This window comes from Microbacterium sp. NFH-22A-Y, from assembly GCF_021401375.1.
Classification (GTDB): Bacteria; Actinomycetota; Actinomycetes; order Actinomycetales; family Microbacteriaceae; genus Microbacterium; species Microbacterium hominis.
The window spans coordinates 253,827-267,132 of record NZ_JACBGF010000001.1; the positions used below are offsets into that span (position 1 = coordinate 253,827).

Annotated in this window: 14 protein-coding genes; 7 read left to right on the plus strand and 7 right to left on the minus strand. The window is 71.3% G+C overall.

Annotated features, from left to right (window positions below):
• Position 1 precedes the first annotated feature (1 nt).
• Complete coding sequence (locus tag L0965_RS01160) at positions 2-1,111, plus strand: glycosyltransferase (RefSeq protein WP_101305366.1); 1,110 nt, start codon at positions 2-4, stop codon at positions 1,109-1,111.
• A 292-nt stretch (positions 1,112-1,403) separates the two neighbouring features.
• On the plus strand, positions 1,404-2,390 hold the full coding sequence (locus L0965_RS01165; protein WP_060959722.1) for a GlxA family transcriptional regulator: 987 nt from the start codon (positions 1,404-1,406) through the stop codon (positions 2,388-2,390).
• A gap of 9 nt (positions 2,391-2,399) precedes the next feature.
• Here L0965_RS01165 and L0965_RS01170 read toward each other — a convergent pair whose 3' ends face one another.
• The 5 genes from L0965_RS01170 to L0965_RS01190 are packed head-to-tail and all read right to left on the minus strand — an operon-like array spanning position 2,400 to position 5,868.
• Positions 2,400-2,954 carry a hypothetical protein gene (locus L0965_RS01170; protein WP_101305367.1) on the minus strand — a complete coding sequence of 185 codons (555 nt, stop codon included), beginning with the start codon at positions 2,952-2,954 and terminating at the stop codon, positions 2,400-2,402.
• A gap of 10 nt (positions 2,955-2,964) precedes the next feature.
• Positions 2,965-3,573 (minus strand): hypothetical protein, encoded by a 609-nt coding sequence (locus tag L0965_RS01175; RefSeq protein WP_232783974.1) that lies wholly within the window; start codon positions 3,571-3,573, stop codon positions 2,965-2,967.
• On the minus strand, positions 3,570-4,175 hold the full coding sequence (locus L0965_RS01180) for a hypothetical protein (protein WP_101305368.1): 606 nt from the start codon (positions 4,173-4,175) through the stop codon (positions 3,570-3,572). The genes L0965_RS01175 and L0965_RS01180 overlap by 4 nt, the downstream gene beginning before the upstream one ends.
• Positions 4,172-5,578 (minus strand): hypothetical protein, encoded by a 1,407-nt coding sequence (locus L0965_RS01185; protein WP_101305369.1) that lies wholly within the window; start codon positions 5,576-5,578, stop codon positions 4,172-4,174. Before L0965_RS01185 ends, L0965_RS01180 begins: the two co-directional genes overlap by 4 nt.
• Positions 5,575-5,868, minus strand: coding sequence for a type VII secretion target (locus L0965_RS01190; protein WP_060959718.1), 294 nt, complete (start codon positions 5,866-5,868; stop codon positions 5,575-5,577). Before L0965_RS01190 ends, L0965_RS01185 begins: the two co-directional genes overlap by 4 nt.
• Before the next feature lie 153 nt (positions 5,869-6,021).
• On the opposite strand from L0965_RS01190, the gene L0965_RS01195 reads away from it, so the two are divergent.
• Complete coding sequence (locus L0965_RS01195; protein ID WP_101305370.1) at positions 6,022-8,244, plus strand: ATP-dependent Clp protease ATP-binding subunit; 2,223 nt, start codon at positions 6,022-6,024, stop codon at positions 8,242-8,244.
• 20 nt (positions 8,245-8,264) lie between these two features.
• Here L0965_RS01195 and L0965_RS01200 read toward each other — a convergent pair whose 3' ends face one another.
• Entirely contained in the window at positions 8,265-9,563 is a 1,299-nt protein-coding gene (locus L0965_RS01200; protein WP_101305371.1) for an MFS transporter, read from the minus strand.
• A gap of 56 nt (positions 9,564-9,619) precedes the next feature.
• Between L0965_RS01200 and L0965_RS01205 the strand changes: the two genes are divergently transcribed.
• A complete protein-coding gene (locus L0965_RS01205) occupies positions 9,620-10,117 on the plus strand; it encodes a transcriptional regulator (protein WP_223849544.1) in 498 nt (165 codons plus the stop codon).
• Between the two features lie 114 nt (positions 10,118-10,231).
• On the opposite strand, the gene L0965_RS01210 is transcribed toward L0965_RS01205, so the two are convergent.
• A complete protein-coding gene (locus L0965_RS01210; RefSeq protein ID WP_101305373.1) occupies positions 10,232-10,813 on the minus strand; it encodes a nitroreductase family protein in 582 nt (193 codons plus the stop codon).
• 189 nt (positions 10,814-11,002) lie between these two features.
• On the opposite strand from L0965_RS01210, the gene rraA reads away from it, so the two are divergent.
• From rraA to L0965_RS01225, 3 genes are all read left to right on the plus strand, one after another.
• Positions 11,003-11,470: a ribonuclease E activity regulator RraA gene (gene rraA / locus L0965_RS01215; protein ID WP_101305374.1), complete on the plus strand. Its 468-nt coding sequence runs from the start codon at positions 11,003-11,005 to the stop codon at positions 11,468-11,470.
• Positions 11,471-11,538: 68 nt separating this feature from the next.
• Entirely contained in the window at positions 11,539-11,919 is a 381-nt protein-coding gene (locus L0965_RS01220) for a VOC family protein (RefSeq protein WP_060959714.1), read from the plus strand.
• Between the two features lie 66 nt (positions 11,920-11,985).
• On the plus strand, positions 11,986-13,299 hold the full coding sequence (locus L0965_RS01225; protein WP_101305375.1) for a cation:proton antiporter: 1,314 nt from the start codon (positions 11,986-11,988) through the stop codon (positions 13,297-13,299).
• Positions 13,300-13,306 lie beyond the last annotated feature (7 nt).

A 13,306-nucleotide genomic window follows, 5' to 3' on the forward strand; every position in this document is an offset into this window, starting at 1 on the left:
GATGCGCCTGCTGTTCGACGCCCGCTACATCCGCACCGACTTCCACGACGGCATCAGCCGCTACTCCGCGGAGCTCGCGGCCGCCGTCGCCGCCCTCGCGCCCGAGCGCGACGTCGAGGTCGCGTACCTCATCCACGACGAGGCGCAGCGCGCGTTCCTCCCCGACGGCGCACGTGCACTGCGCATCCACGCCCCGACCGCCGTGCGGGAGCCGCTCACGGCGCTCGTGCTCAACCGGTACCGCCCGGATGCCGTCTTCTCGCCGATGCAGACGATCGGCACGCTCGGCCGGCGCTTCGGGCTGATCCTGACGCTGCACGACACGATCTACTACCGCCACCGCACCCCGCCGCGAAACCTCCCCTGGTACGTGCGTGTCGGCTGGCGGTTGTTCCACCTGTCCTACGTGCCCCAGCGCCTCACCCTGAACGCCGCGGACATCGTCGCGACGGTGAGCGAGACCAGCGCCGCCGAGTTCGCCCGGGTGCGGCTGACGACGCGGCCCGTCGTCGTGATCCCGAACGCCCCGCAGCGTCTCGCGGAGCTGCTGCCGGACGGCATCGTCGTCGAGCCGGGCGCGGAGAACCTCGTCTACATGGGCTCCTTCATGGGCTACAAGAACGTCGAGACGCTCATCCGCGCGATGGCGGAGCTGCCCGGGCGCACGCTGCACCTGCTGTCGCGCATCTCCGACGAGCGGCGCGCCGAGCTCGAACGCCTCGCCGACGGTCGCGGGGGGACGGTGCGCTTCCACAACGGCGTCACGGATGCCGAGTACGCCGCCCTGCTGGCCGACCGGGCGGTGCTGGTGTCGGCATCCCTCGATGAGGGCTACGGACTGCCGGTCGCCGAGGCGCTCGCGCTCGGGGTGCCGGCCGTCGTGACCGACATGCCGATCTTCCGCGAGGTGGCGGGCGGCGGCGCGCTGTACGCCCCCGGCACGGATGCCGCGGCCTTCGCCGCCGCGGTGCGCGAGCTGGACGATCCCGTTCGCCGCGCCGCCGTGATCGCGGCGGGCACGGACCGCATCGCGCGGTTTTCCTGGGAGCGGTCGGCGAACGTGCTGCTCGACGCGGTCACCCGGGTCTCCGGCGTCGCCCGCGGTCGCTGAGCGGGGCGCGTCCCGAACTCCTCCACTCCGACCCTCCGCGGGTCAGATCGGCGCGGATCAGGGGCGTCACGCCCCGCGGTGGAGGAGTTGCGGCCGGCCAGTCACGGCAGCCGGTTCGGGTCCGTCGGCACCTGCCGGTGGCCGTCGGTGAGAAGCGCGCGGACGGTGGCGCCGATCGCGATGAGCGAGAGGGTCGCGAGGGGGATGATCACAGCAAGCATGGCAGAAAAGCTACGCTGGGCTTAGTTCTGCCACGAGTGGCAGGACTGCTCAAGAGAGTAGGATTCCTGCCATGAAGACCATCGCCTGCGTCGTTCAGCCCGGTTTCGCCCCGTTCGAGTTCGGGCTCGCGTGCGAGGCGTTCGGCCTCGACCGGTCCGACGACGGCATCCCCAGCTTCGACTTCCGCGTCGTCGCGCCCGATCCGGGCGCCGTGCCCAGCAACCTGCGCTTCTCGATCAACGTCGACGACGACCTCACGTTCGCCGACGAGGCCGACCTCGTCGTCATCACGCCCATCCCGCGCGAGCAGTGGGCCCACGTGGACGAGCGGGTCGCGGCCGTCGTGCGCCGCGCCGTGGAGCGCGGCGCCTGGGTGCTGACGGTGTGCAGCGGCTCGTTCGTCGTGGCCGCCGCGGGGGTGCTCGACGGCCGCCGGGCCACGACCCACTGGCGCTACGCCGACACGATGGCCGCGATGTACCCCGAGATCGACGTGGATGCGAACGTGCTCTACGTGCAGGACGGCCGCATCATCACGAGCGCGGGAACCGCCGCGGGCCTCGACGCATGCCTCCACCTGCTGCGCATCGAGCTGGGCGCCGAGATGACCAACACGATCGCGCGCCGCATGGTCGTGCCTCCTCAGCGCGACGGCGGGCAGGCGCAGTTCATCGCCAAGCCGCTGCCCGAGTCGACGTCGCTGTCGCTGACGCCGGTCACCGAATGGATGCTGGAGAACCTCACCCTCGACCTGTCGGTGGACCAGCTCGCCGCCCGTGCGCACATGTCGCCGCGGACGTTCGCCCGGCGGTTCAAGGCCGACTACGGCACGACCCCGGCCGCGTGGCTGGGGCGCCAGCGCATCATCCACGCGCAGCGACTGCTCGAGCAGACCGATCTCGGCCTCGACGCCATCGCCGCCGCCTGCGGCTTCGGCTCGGCGGCGGTGCTGCGGCAGAACTTCGCGCGCACCCTCGGGCTCACCCCGACCGCCTACCGCGCGCGCTTCACGTGCGCGACGCCGGCGCAGGAGTCGATGGCGGCGATGGCGTCCTGACCGTCGGCGTCAGGCCAGGCGGATGCTGCGTGCCAGCTCGTCGACCACGGGGTCGAGCGCTTCGGCCAGCGGCAGATCCGAGCCGGCCGTCAGCACAACGATGTCGCGCTCGGGAGTGCGCCACACCCAGTTGGTCGCCCGGACGATCGTGTCACCCGCAGTGCGGATCCACCGCGTCGACTTCGTGCCCGTCCCCAGCGTCTCGGAGGCGAACGGGACGACCTCGGGCTCGCGCACGGCGGGCCCCTGGTTCTCATGGGTGAGGTCGGTCAGAGCCACGTCCTCGCGGCGCGGCAGGTCGTAGACGTCGACGATCGCGTGCGGCGCGGTGATGTTCGGCAGGTGCGCGAAGCGGATGGTGCCCGACCGGTTGTTGCGCACCGCGCCCACGAGGTACGCGCGCAGCCAGTCGACGAGCTCGGCCGGTGCGGCCGTGCGTCCTTCTCCGCCGAAGGCGCGCGCGACGGCATCCGCCCACTGCTCCTCGTCGGCGAACGACTCCCAAGGGAACACGTTCGGAACGTAGACCCACCGGTCCAGGTCGTAGTCCATGTCGATGGCCATGAGGATCCTCTCAGTCCCAGCGGAGCGTGCGCAGCAGAAGGTCGCCGAGCTCCGCCAGGGCGTCGACGATCGGGGCGAGCTGCGGGTCGGCTGTGCCGCTGACCGTGCACACCGCGCGCAACCGGCGGTCGGTGCCGGGGATCGGCCAGGCGAAACGCAGGCGCAGGAGCGGCGCCATCTCCGCGGTGTCGGCGGGCGCCGCGAACCGTGCCGTCTCCCGTTCGGCCTGCCCGGCGGAGGTGGTCACGCTCTCGCGGACCTCGGATGCCGACGCCTCCTCGTCTTCGGGGGTCGTCGGTGCCGGGCCGGTGCTGATCGCGATCGCGAGAGACACGGGCGCGCGCCACGGCACGCCCATCGGGACGATGAGATCGAGCACGCCCGCGTTGCGCGCGCTGCGGGCCGAGGCGACGAGCTGGGCGGCGGTCCTGTCGATCTGCGGGCCGTAGCTGTCGCGCGGCAGGTCGCGGTAGTGCCGACGGACGAGGTCGGCGATCTCGGCGTCGGTCGAGCGCGCCACGGGGATGAGCAGGAACCCCGGCGGCAGCACGAGCCGGTAGCGCGGGGGAGCGATCTCGGTCACGGTGCCCGTCGCGGTCACGGAGTCCTTCGCGGTCACGGTGTCCTCCGCGGTCTCGGAGGGCGGCGCTGCGCCCGGTCCCGATTCCAGTCCCACGGGCGGCGCGGGGTGCGACGCACGATCTCCTTCGGCGCCACCACGGTACCGTCCTCGTCGATGTACTCCCGCCACGGTCGCGGCAGCAGGCGCATCGCGCTCAGGAGCATGCGCGCGACGGTGAGGAGGATGAGGAAGAACTGGATGAAGACGAGGGTGTCGACGCCGAAGAAGTTCACGCGGCCCTGGTGGGCTTCGGCCGCGGCGGTCGCGGCGGCGATGACCAGCGTGGTGCTGACGCTGAGCACGAGCACCGTCAGAAGCGTGCTGCGTGTGGTCGCCCGGGGTCCCCGCAGCGGCAGCGGCAGAGATCCGAGCGCCAGCACGACGAGGAGCAGTGTCAGGGGGTACGCCGCCCACCACGGGGGCATGAAGGCCGGGAAGCCGTCGGGCACGCTGCCGTTCTCGACGACGGCACCGGTGACGAGCTGTCCGATGAGCAGCCCGATCGTCGGCAGGGCTCCGAACACGATCCACAGGATCGTCGCGACGAAGAGGCCGTCGCCGAAGCGGGCCTCCCACGCCACCTGGCGCTGCAGCCTCACGGGGCGGAGGGGGTGCGCCAGTCCGCCCCCATCGGCGCTTCGAAGAGGCCGGGAACGAATCCGTACACCTCGTTGAGGCCCGTCGTGAGGGCGCCCAGCGGGGTCTGCACCCCCGTCTGGTCCTCGACGCCGTGCACGATCTGGTCGCCCAGCTTGATGCCGATGCCGAGCACGTTGTAGCCGTCCAGCGCCGAACCGATCTTGCCCGTGGTCCCGACCACGGCCTTCAGGCCGTCGACGCTGCTCGTCACGAGGTCGTCGACGGCTCCCCCGGCGCCGAGTCGGGCCTGCGCGGCGATCTGGTCGAACTCGGAGATGATGATGCTGTCCGACTCGCGGATGCCCTTGATGGCGTCGTCGCCCCAGCGCGTCACCACCTGTGCCAGGTTCGGCCGCGCGGACAGCACGCTCGCGCTCTCCTCGGCCACCATGCGCAGCGGCTGGCGGATCGAGCCCACCAGGCCGCGGTCGAGCAGATTGCCGACGACCTGGCGAGCGCCGTTGCCCCACACCATTCCGGGGCTGCGGACGGCGAGCGTCGCGGCGCGGCCGCCGCGCAGGGCGACGGTGCCGAGCTTGATGCCGGCCAGGGCGGCCGTGCCGACGCCGAAGGTCAGCACGCCGATCGCGTCGAGTGCGAAGTCGAACCACGACCCGTCGCCCGACGACGCCAAGAGGAAGCTCAGTCCCATCGACACGACGGCCAGGCCGAGGGCGATGGGGGCCAGGACGGGGAAGAAGATCGACAGCACGCCGACGATCGCGGTCACGATGGTCAGCACGTCCTTGACGACCTTCAGCCACTCGGCGTTCTGGTTCACCCAATCCAGCACGTTGTCCCAGGCCGAGTCGTTGAGCTCGTCGCTCGACACGGTCCGCGAGATCGTCGAGGCCGCCGTGTCGCCGGCGCGCTGCACGCGCTCGACGGCGGCGTCGTACGCGGCCTGCGCCTGCGACAGGTCGGTCGCGGCCGTCGTGCTCAGCGACGAGTACCGCCGCGCGGCATCCGTGGCCTCGGCGAGCTCGCCGGGATCGACCGTCTGCCGGGTCGCTTCGCGGGCCTCCGAGAGGTTGCGCTGCGCGTAGGTGTGCCGGCGCTGCGCGTCGTCGTGCGCGGAGATCGCGGATGCCGCCTGCTGCTGCGCCTGCTCGAGCTCGTCCGCGAAGGTGGCCAGCGCGGAGCCGGCGACCTCGTAGCGCTCCCGGATACGGGAGAGATAGGTCTTCGTGTCGCCGATCGTGCCGGCCAAGGCCTCGACGGCCTCGCTCGTCTCCTGCGCGGACGCGTCGATCACCGCCTGCAGCATCTCGACCGCGTCCGACACCGCACGGGCGGTCGAGCTGTACCGCGAGGCGTGCCCGCGGATGCCGGCGACATCGCCGCCGAGGGGTGCCATGGTCATCCGTCGCTCCCGTCCGTGAGTTTGTCGGCCAGCTGGCCGTCGACGCCGTCGAACGCCTCCGCCGCGCCGTCGGCGCGCTGCTGGAGCTGGTCCACGCGATCGGCGAGGTCCTTGCGGCGCCGGTCCCACCCGGAGGTGAAGGAGTCGACGGCGGAAGCGAGCCCGGCGTGGGGGATCATGCCCGCCAGGTCGCGCGCGTCGCCGTCCGCGGCGGTGAGGGTGCCGTGGACGGTCGCGAGCTGGTGCGCAAGGTTTCGGAGGTTCTCCGTGTTGACGACGAGATCGGCCACGTCGTCACTTTAAGCGGCCCCGCAGGGCATCGCGATGGGGAGGAGTCCCCATCTGCCGCCCCCTTGCCGCCCGCATCACGTTTTGATAAAGTTGAGTCCAGATGGCTCAAGTTTGAGCCTCGCAGATTTCCTCACGAGTTTCAAGGAGAAACGATGAACGCACAGCCCCAGCCCGGGCAGGAGGAGCAGCAGAGCGCCCTCGAGCAGTTCGGGATCAACCTCACCGACCGCGCGCGGCAGGGAAAGCTCGACCCGGTGATCGGACGCGACAGCGAGATCCGCCGCGTCAGCCAGGTGCTCACCCGCCGCACGAAGAACAACCCCGTCCTCATCGGCGAGCCCGGCGTCGGCAAGACGGCCGTCGTCGAAGGGCTCGCGCAGCGCATCGTCGCGGGCGACGTCGCGGAGTCACTGAAGGACAAGGAGCTCGTCTCCCTCGACATCTCCGCCCTCGTCGCCGGCGCGATGTACCGCGGCCAGTTCGAGGAGCGCCTCAAGAGCGTCCTCAAGGAGATCACCGAGTCCGAGGGTCGCATCATCACCTTCATCGACGAGCTGCACGTGCTCATGGGCGCGGGCGGCGGCGAGGGGTCGGTCGCGGCGTCCAACATGCTCAAGCCGATGCTCGCCCGGGGCGAGCTGCGCCTGATCGGTGCCACGACGCTCGACGAGTACCGCGAGTTCATCGAGAAGGATGCCGCGCTCGAGCGCCGCTTCCAGCAGGTGTACGTCGGTGAGCCCAGCGTGGAGGACACGATCGCGATCCTCCGCGGCCTGAAGGAGCGCTACGAGGCGCACCACAAGGTCGCGATCGCCGACGGGGCGCTCGTGGCCGCGGCATCCCTGTCGAACCGCTACATCCCGAGCCGTCAGCTCCCCGACAAGGCCATCGACCTGATCGACGAGGCCGCGTCGCGGCTGCGCATGGAGATCGACTCCGCACCGCTGGAGATCGACGAGCTGCGCCGTCACGTCGACCGGCTCAAGCTGGAGGAGCTGGCGCTCAAGCGCGAGAAGGATGCCGCGTCGAAGGAGCGGCTGGCCACGCTCCGCGAGACCCTGAAGGTCGAGCAGGCCCGCCTCGACGAGCTGCAGGCCCGGTGGGAGCGCGAGCGCGCCTCCCTCAACGCGGTCGGCGACCTCAAGACCCGCCTCGACCAGGCGCGCGTCGAGGCCGAGCGGGCGCAGCGCGAGGGCAACCTCGAGAAGGCGTCCCGGCTGTACTACGCGGAGATCCCGGCGCTGGAGCGCCAGGTCGCGCAGGCCGAGAACGCGGAGGCCGCCGAGGGCGGCGAGCGGATGGTCGGCGACCAGGTCGCGGATGCCGACATCGCCGCCGTCATCGCGGCGTGGACCGGCATCCCCGTCGGGCGCCTGCTGCAGGGCGAGAGCGAGAAGCTCGTGCACCTCGAGGCCGAGCTCGGCAAGCGCCTGATCGGGCAGAAGGACGCCGTGAAGGCGGTGTCCGACGCGGTGCGCCGCTCGCGCGCCGGCATCAGCGACCCGAACCGGCCGACCGGTTCGTTCCTGTTCCTCGGCCCGACCGGCGTCGGCAAGACCGAGCTCGCCAAGGCGCTCGCAGAGTTCCTGTTCGACGACGAGCGCGCCATGGTGCGCATCGACATGAGCGAGTACGGCGAGAAGCACTCGGTCGCGCGGCTCGTCGGTGCCCCTCCGGGATACATCGGCTACGAGCAGGGCGGTCAGCTCACCGAGGCCGTCCGGCGCCGTCCCTACTCGGTGGTGCTGCTGGATGAGGTCGAGAAGGCGCATCCCGAGGTGTTCGACATCCTGCTGCAGGTGCTGGACGACGGCCGCCTCACCGACGGGCAGGGGCGCACGGTCGACTTCACGAACACGATCCTGATCCTGACGTCGAACCTCGGCTCGCCGATCCTCATCGACCCGACGCTGTCGGTCGCGCAGAAGCGCGAGCAGGTGATGGCCCTCGTGCGGACGGCGTTCCGCCCCGAGTTCCTGAACCGCCTCGACGACATCGTCATGTTCCAGGCGCTGAGCCAGGACGACCTGGCTCAGATCGTGGAGCTGTCGGTCGACGCGCTGCAGCGGCGCCTGCGCGATCGCCGGCTGACGCTGGCGGTCACGCCCGACGCCCGCGCGTGGCTCGCCGAGCGCGGCTACGACCCGATCTTCGGTGCGCGGCCGCTGCGCCGGCTCATCCAGTCCGAGATCCAGGACCGTCTCGCGATGGCGCTGCTCTCGGGCGGTGTGCGCGACGGCGACCTGGTGCGGGTGGACGTCGCGGCCGACGGTGCGAGCCTCGTGCTCACCAGTGCGGGAGCGGCGCCCGACGAGGGCACGGATGCCGCGGCATCCGACGACGACGTGATCGAGGCCGAGCTGCTCGACGACTGACGACGCCCGGGTCCGCCGACTCAGGCGGCGTCCGCGGGGAGGGTCCGCATCCGCCAGAACGGGCCGATGACGACGGGCAGTGCCGACAGCAGCGCGCCGAGAGCGCCGATCCAGATCGTGGGGACGGTGCCGATGGCGGTGCCGAGAGCCCCGGCGGCCAGTGCGGCCAGCGGCATCACCCCCCAGACGCAGAAGCGGATCGAGGCGTTCATCCGCCCCAGCAGGCGCCGCGGGGTGATGCGCTGGCGGAACGTGACCTGCGTGATGTTGTAGAGCACGACGGCGAAGCTCATGGCCGCCCACTGCGCGGCGAGCAGCGCGAAGGCGGGACCCGAGGGCAGCAGCGCCGCGAGCGGCAGCGGGATCGTCGCCAGCGAGAACCCGATGGCGCTCAGCGGGATGGCGCGTGCCTCGCCGACGCGCGCGGCGATGCGGCCGGAGAGGGCGGCCCCGAGCAGCCCCCCGACCGCGCCGAGCGAGAACAGCAGGCCCATCGCCGCGGGCGAGAACCCGAGCACGCGCAGGACGTAGATCGGCACGAGAGTGAAGACGATCGTCGAGAAGAGGTTCGAGATCGCCGTCGTCGCCACGATCCGCCGGAGCAGTCCGTGTCCCAGCACCCATCGCAGACCCTCCCCGATCTCGCGGTGCAGCGGCGCGCGGTCGACTGGGGAGCGGAGCACCTCATGGTCCCGCGTGAAGGCCAGGGAGGCCAGGGAGAGCACGTACGTGAGCGAGGTCGCCGCGATCGCGAAGGGCGCGGAGAGGATGCCGACGAGCCACCCGCCCGCCGCAGGGCCCGCGAGTCCGGCGAGCTGATTGGTCGACTCCAGCTTGCCGTTGGCCTCGGCGATCTGGTCCCCGCGCACGAGCGAGGGGACGATGCTCTGGTAGGACACGTCGAAGAACACGGTCGCGACTCCGACGGTCAGGGCCACGGCGTAGAGGTGCCACATCTCGAGCCGTCCGGTCAGATGCAGCAGGGGGACGACGGCGAGGGCGAGCGCCCGGGCGCCGTCGGCCACGATCATGACGCGACGCTTGCGCATGCGGTCGATCCACGCGCCGGCCGGGAGCCCCACGACGAGGAAGGCAGCCGTCGCCGCCGCAGTGAGATAGCCGACCTGGGCATCGGTCGCGTGCAGCAGGAGCACGGCGAGGACGGGGATCGCCAGCTCGACGACCTGCGCGCCGAACTGGCTGAGCGCCTGCCCCGACCACATCGTGAGGAAGTTGCGGTCGCGCCACAGCGAACCGCCGTGACCGGCGGGGGTCGGCGCGGGGATCGTCTCCGGCGCTGCGGCATCCGATTGGGACATGTCAATCAGTATGGGCTACTGATTGGGAAAGTCAATCAGTTGCTAGGATGAGGCGCATGGACGACGTCTCCGGCCGCGCGGCCGCGCGAGCACTCAGCTCCCCGCTGCGGATGCGCATCCTGCGACTGTGCCGATTCGATGCGCGCACCAACAAGGAGCTCGCCGACCTGCTCGAGGCCAATCCCGGCACGATGCTGCATCACGTCCGCACTCTGGTCGACGCCGGCTTCCTGCAGCCTCAGCCCGCTCGCGCCGGCGCGCAGGGGGCGCGGGAGGTCCCGTACCTGGCGACCGGCCGATCCTGGGACGCCGCCATGGACGACGGGGTGCCGATCATGATGGAGACCGTGCGGCAGCAGGTCGCGCTCGCCGATCCCGAGACGGTGCAGCTCGCGTGGCTGGGCCTGCGCCTGAACGCGGAGGCGAAGGACGAGCTCGACCGCCGCGTCACGGCGCTGCTCGACGAGTACAAGGATCGCCCGCCGGACGTCGACGGCGAGCCCTACTCGCTCGTCGTGATCACGCATCCCGACCTCAACCCGCCGCCGCGCTGATCACCCGCCCGGGTGAGACACACCTGCAGATGCGAAAAACCACTCCTGCACGTGTTTCTCGTGCGGGGAGTGGTTTCTCGCGGGGCCGGCGCGGCGGAGGCCGCGTGCCGGGCGTCAGTCGTTGGCGATCAGCGACTCGGCGATCGGACGGCGCACGCGCGGGGCCAGCTCGCGCTCGCGCAGCGCCTCGGGGGCGGCGTCGATGTCGCCCAGGGCGCCGACGGCCATCACGGTCACGGCGACGATGTCGTCGCCGAAGCCGAACGCCGCGGCGATCGCCTCGCGGTCGAAGCCGCCCATCTGGTGGGTGTGCAGGCCCGACGCGTGCGCCTGCACCGTGAAGTGCGCGGCGGCCTGGCCGGTGTCGTACGCGGCCCACGGCAGCGGCTTGCCGTCGAGGGCGGCCGACGAGGCGAACACGACGAGGGCGGCGGCATCCGTGGCCCACGACTGGTTGAAGCCCATCAGGGCGTCCACGATCTGCGCGTGCGCGGCCGAGCCGCGGCGGGCGACCACGAAGCGCCACGGCTGCGTGTTGTTGGCGGACGGCGCCCAGCGGGCGGCCTCGAGCGCGCTGGCGAGCGCATCCTCGTCGATGGGCGTCGCGGGGTCGAAGATGCGGGTGCTCCAGCGCTCGGCGAGGACGTCGAGAATCGGCGCGTCGGTGTCGGCGGGGTGTGCGGCGATGGTGCTCATGGTCGTCTCCTGAAGAAGGATGAAGGACGGTTTGTCGGTGGGACGCCATCGGCCCGGTCGATGCAACCGTATGCACACGCGATCTGTTCCCGCCGAGAAGGCGCCGGCTTTTGCCGTCCGCGGAAGGACCGCGGATCTTCCTCGGATGCCGAGGGCACCGCGGCCTGTGCCGGTCGCTACGGTGGCCCCATGACCATCGCGACGGCCGACCTGTACGACGAGCGCGGCGACGCGCTGGACTCCCTCGCCCTGCAGCTGCACGACATCGGCGGACGGGCGGCGTTCGACGGCCCGATCCGCACGATCCGCTGCCACCGTGACAACGCCCTCGTCAAGGCGACGCTCGCGACCCCCGGCGACGGCGCCGTGCTCGTGATCGACGGCGGCGGCTCGCTGGAGTCGGCGCTCGTAGGCGACCTGATCGCGGCATCCGCGGTCGAGAACGGCTGGGCCGGCCTCATCGTGCACGGTGCGATCCGCGACCGCGTCGCGATCGGCGCGCTCGATCTCGGTGTCAAGGCCCTCGGCTCGAACCCCCGCAAGAGCGCCAAGGCGGGCATCGGCGAGCTCGACGTGCCGGTGGAGATCGGCGGCGTCGTGTTCCGCCCCGGCGCGCACGTGTGGGCGGATGCCGATGGGATCCTCGTCGAGCGCTGAGGGTCTTGCGCGGTCCTCGCCGGAGGTCGATGCTGAGAGCGCCGCCGCATCCACTTCGGGAGTGTCAGATGATCGCGTTCGCCTCCGCCTTCTCCGGGTTCTCCGTCGACGACATCGACGCCGCGGAGGGGTTCTACCGTGAGGTGCTCGGCCTCGCCGTGCACCGCAACGCGATGGGCATCCTGGACATCGACCTCCCCGGAGGCGGCCGGGTCATCGCCTACCCGAAGCCCGATCACCGACCGGCTGCGTTCACCGTCCTCAACCTCGTGGTCGACGACGTCGACGCCGCGGTCGACGCGCTGAACGCGGCGGGCGTGGTGACCAAGATCTACACCGACCCGGATTTCGGCACCGATGAGCGCGGGGTCTCGCGCGGACGCGGCCCCGACATCGCGTGGTTCCGCGACCCCGCGGGAAACGTGCTCTCGGTGATCGTCACCGACTGAGGCGACGACTGGCAGACTGATCCCCGAACCGGGGCGTGCTCACCCCGCGCGACGAGAGGGTGAACGGTGCCGCTGATCTTCCTGCTGGGCTTCGTCGTGATCGGGCTCTGGTCGGTCGTCGCCCATCGCTTCGAGCGCACCGGCGTCGCCGGACCGGCCGTCCTCGCGGTCGCGGGGGCCGCGCTCGTGCTGATCGACGTGACGGGCTTCGCCGATGCCGTGGGCAGCGACTCCGCCGAGCACGTGGTCGAGCTGATCCTCGCCGTGCTGCTGTTCGTCGACGCCTGCGAGGTGAGCGGCGGCGTCTTCGGCGGCGAGGGCCGCATCATCGCGCGCCTCGTCCTCATCGCGTTGCCGCTGTCGCTGCTCGCCGTCGTGCTCAGCGGCGTCTTCCTGCTGCCGCAGCTCAGCGTCTTCGTGCTCATCGTCATCGCCTGCGTGATCATGCCCACCGATTTCGCCCCCGCCGCGACGCTGCTGCGCTCGCCGCGGATCCCCGCGCGGATCCGGCAGATCCTCAACGTCGAGAGCGGCTACAACGACGGTCTCGTCTCGCCGATCTTCGGCATGGGGCTGGCCGCGGCCATCGCGTGGCCCACGATCCTGGCGGCCGTGAACTCCGACACGCTGTCCGCGGAGAACGAGGCGCAGCTCGAGGAGCGCATGGGTGAGTTCTTCGAGGCCTTCTTCGGGGCGGTGCCCGCCACCCTGTTCGCGATCGTCGTCGGCGCCGTGATCGGCGGGGTGTTCGGGTTGTGCGTCCGTTGGGCGTCGCGTCGCGGCTGGGCGGATGCGCCCGGCATCCGCTACGTCATGCTGCTCGTGCCGCTGATCACGTTCGGCGTCGCCACGCTCAGCGCCGTCGCGGCGAACGGGTTCGTCGCGGCCTTCGTCGCGGGCATCGTGTACCGGCTGGCCCGTACGCGGCGGACCGACGAGCGCACGATCCCGCACCAGGAGGTGCTGTTGGTCGAAGAGGCGGGCACCCTCGCCGCCAACATCGTGTGGTTCGTCCTCGGCGCCATGACGACGGTCGTCGTGTTCAACGGCTTCGACGCGCGTCTGCTGGTGATGGTCGTGCTCGCCCTGACGCTGTTCCGCGTCGTCCCCGTGTACGCGGCGCTGCTCGGCTCGTCGCTGTCGTGGGGCTCGCGCACGTTCGTCGGCTTCGTCGGTCCGCGCGGCACGGCGACGATCGTCTTCGGCCTGCTCGCCTTCAACAAGCTCCCCGACACCGAGGCCTACGACGTCCTCGCGGTGATGGTCCTCACCGTCGTCGGCAGCATCCTCCTGCACGGGATCGTCATCCCGCAGGTCGTGAATCGGCGGATGCCGGTGCTCGCGTCGTCCGCGCAGCCACCGGCATCCGCCGAGCACTGATCCTGCG

What these genes read in the sequence shown, in the direction of transcription:
- L0965_RS01160 (WP_101305366.1), top strand. Translation starts at nt 2, where the DNA reads ATGCGCCTGCTGTTCGACGCCCGCTACATCCGCACCGACTTCCACGAC.
- L0965_RS01165 (WP_060959722.1), top strand. Translation starts at nt 1,404, where the DNA reads ATGAAGACCATCGCCTGCGTCGTTCAGCCCGGTTTCGCCCCGTTCGAG.
- L0965_RS01170 (WP_101305367.1), bottom strand. Translation starts at nt 2,954, where the DNA reads ATGGCCATCGACATGGACTACGACCTGGACCGGTGGGTCTACGTTCCG.
- L0965_RS01185 (WP_101305369.1), bottom strand. Translation starts at nt 5,578, where the DNA reads ATGACCATGGCACCCCTCGGCGGCGATGTCGCCGGCATCCGCGGGCAC.
- L0965_RS01195 (WP_101305370.1), top strand. Translation starts at nt 6,022, where the DNA reads ATGAACGCACAGCCCCAGCCCGGGCAGGAGGAGCAGCAGAGCGCCCTC.
- L0965_RS01200 (WP_101305371.1), bottom strand. Translation starts at nt 9,563, where the DNA reads ATGTCCCAATCGGATGCCGCAGCGCCGGAGACGATCCCCGCGCCGACC.
- L0965_RS01205 (WP_223849544.1), top strand. Translation starts at nt 9,620, where the DNA reads ATGGACGACGTCTCCGGCCGCGCGGCCGCGCGAGCACTCAGCTCCCCG.
- L0965_RS01210 (WP_101305373.1), bottom strand. Translation starts at nt 10,813, where the DNA reads ATGAGCACCATCGCCGCACACCCCGCCGACACCGACGCGCCGATTCTC.
- rraA (WP_101305374.1), top strand. Translation starts at nt 11,003, where the DNA reads ATGACCATCGCGACGGCCGACCTGTACGACGAGCGCGGCGACGCGCTG.
- L0965_RS01220 (WP_060959714.1), top strand. Translation starts at nt 11,539, where the DNA reads ATGATCGCGTTCGCCTCCGCCTTCTCCGGGTTCTCCGTCGACGACATC.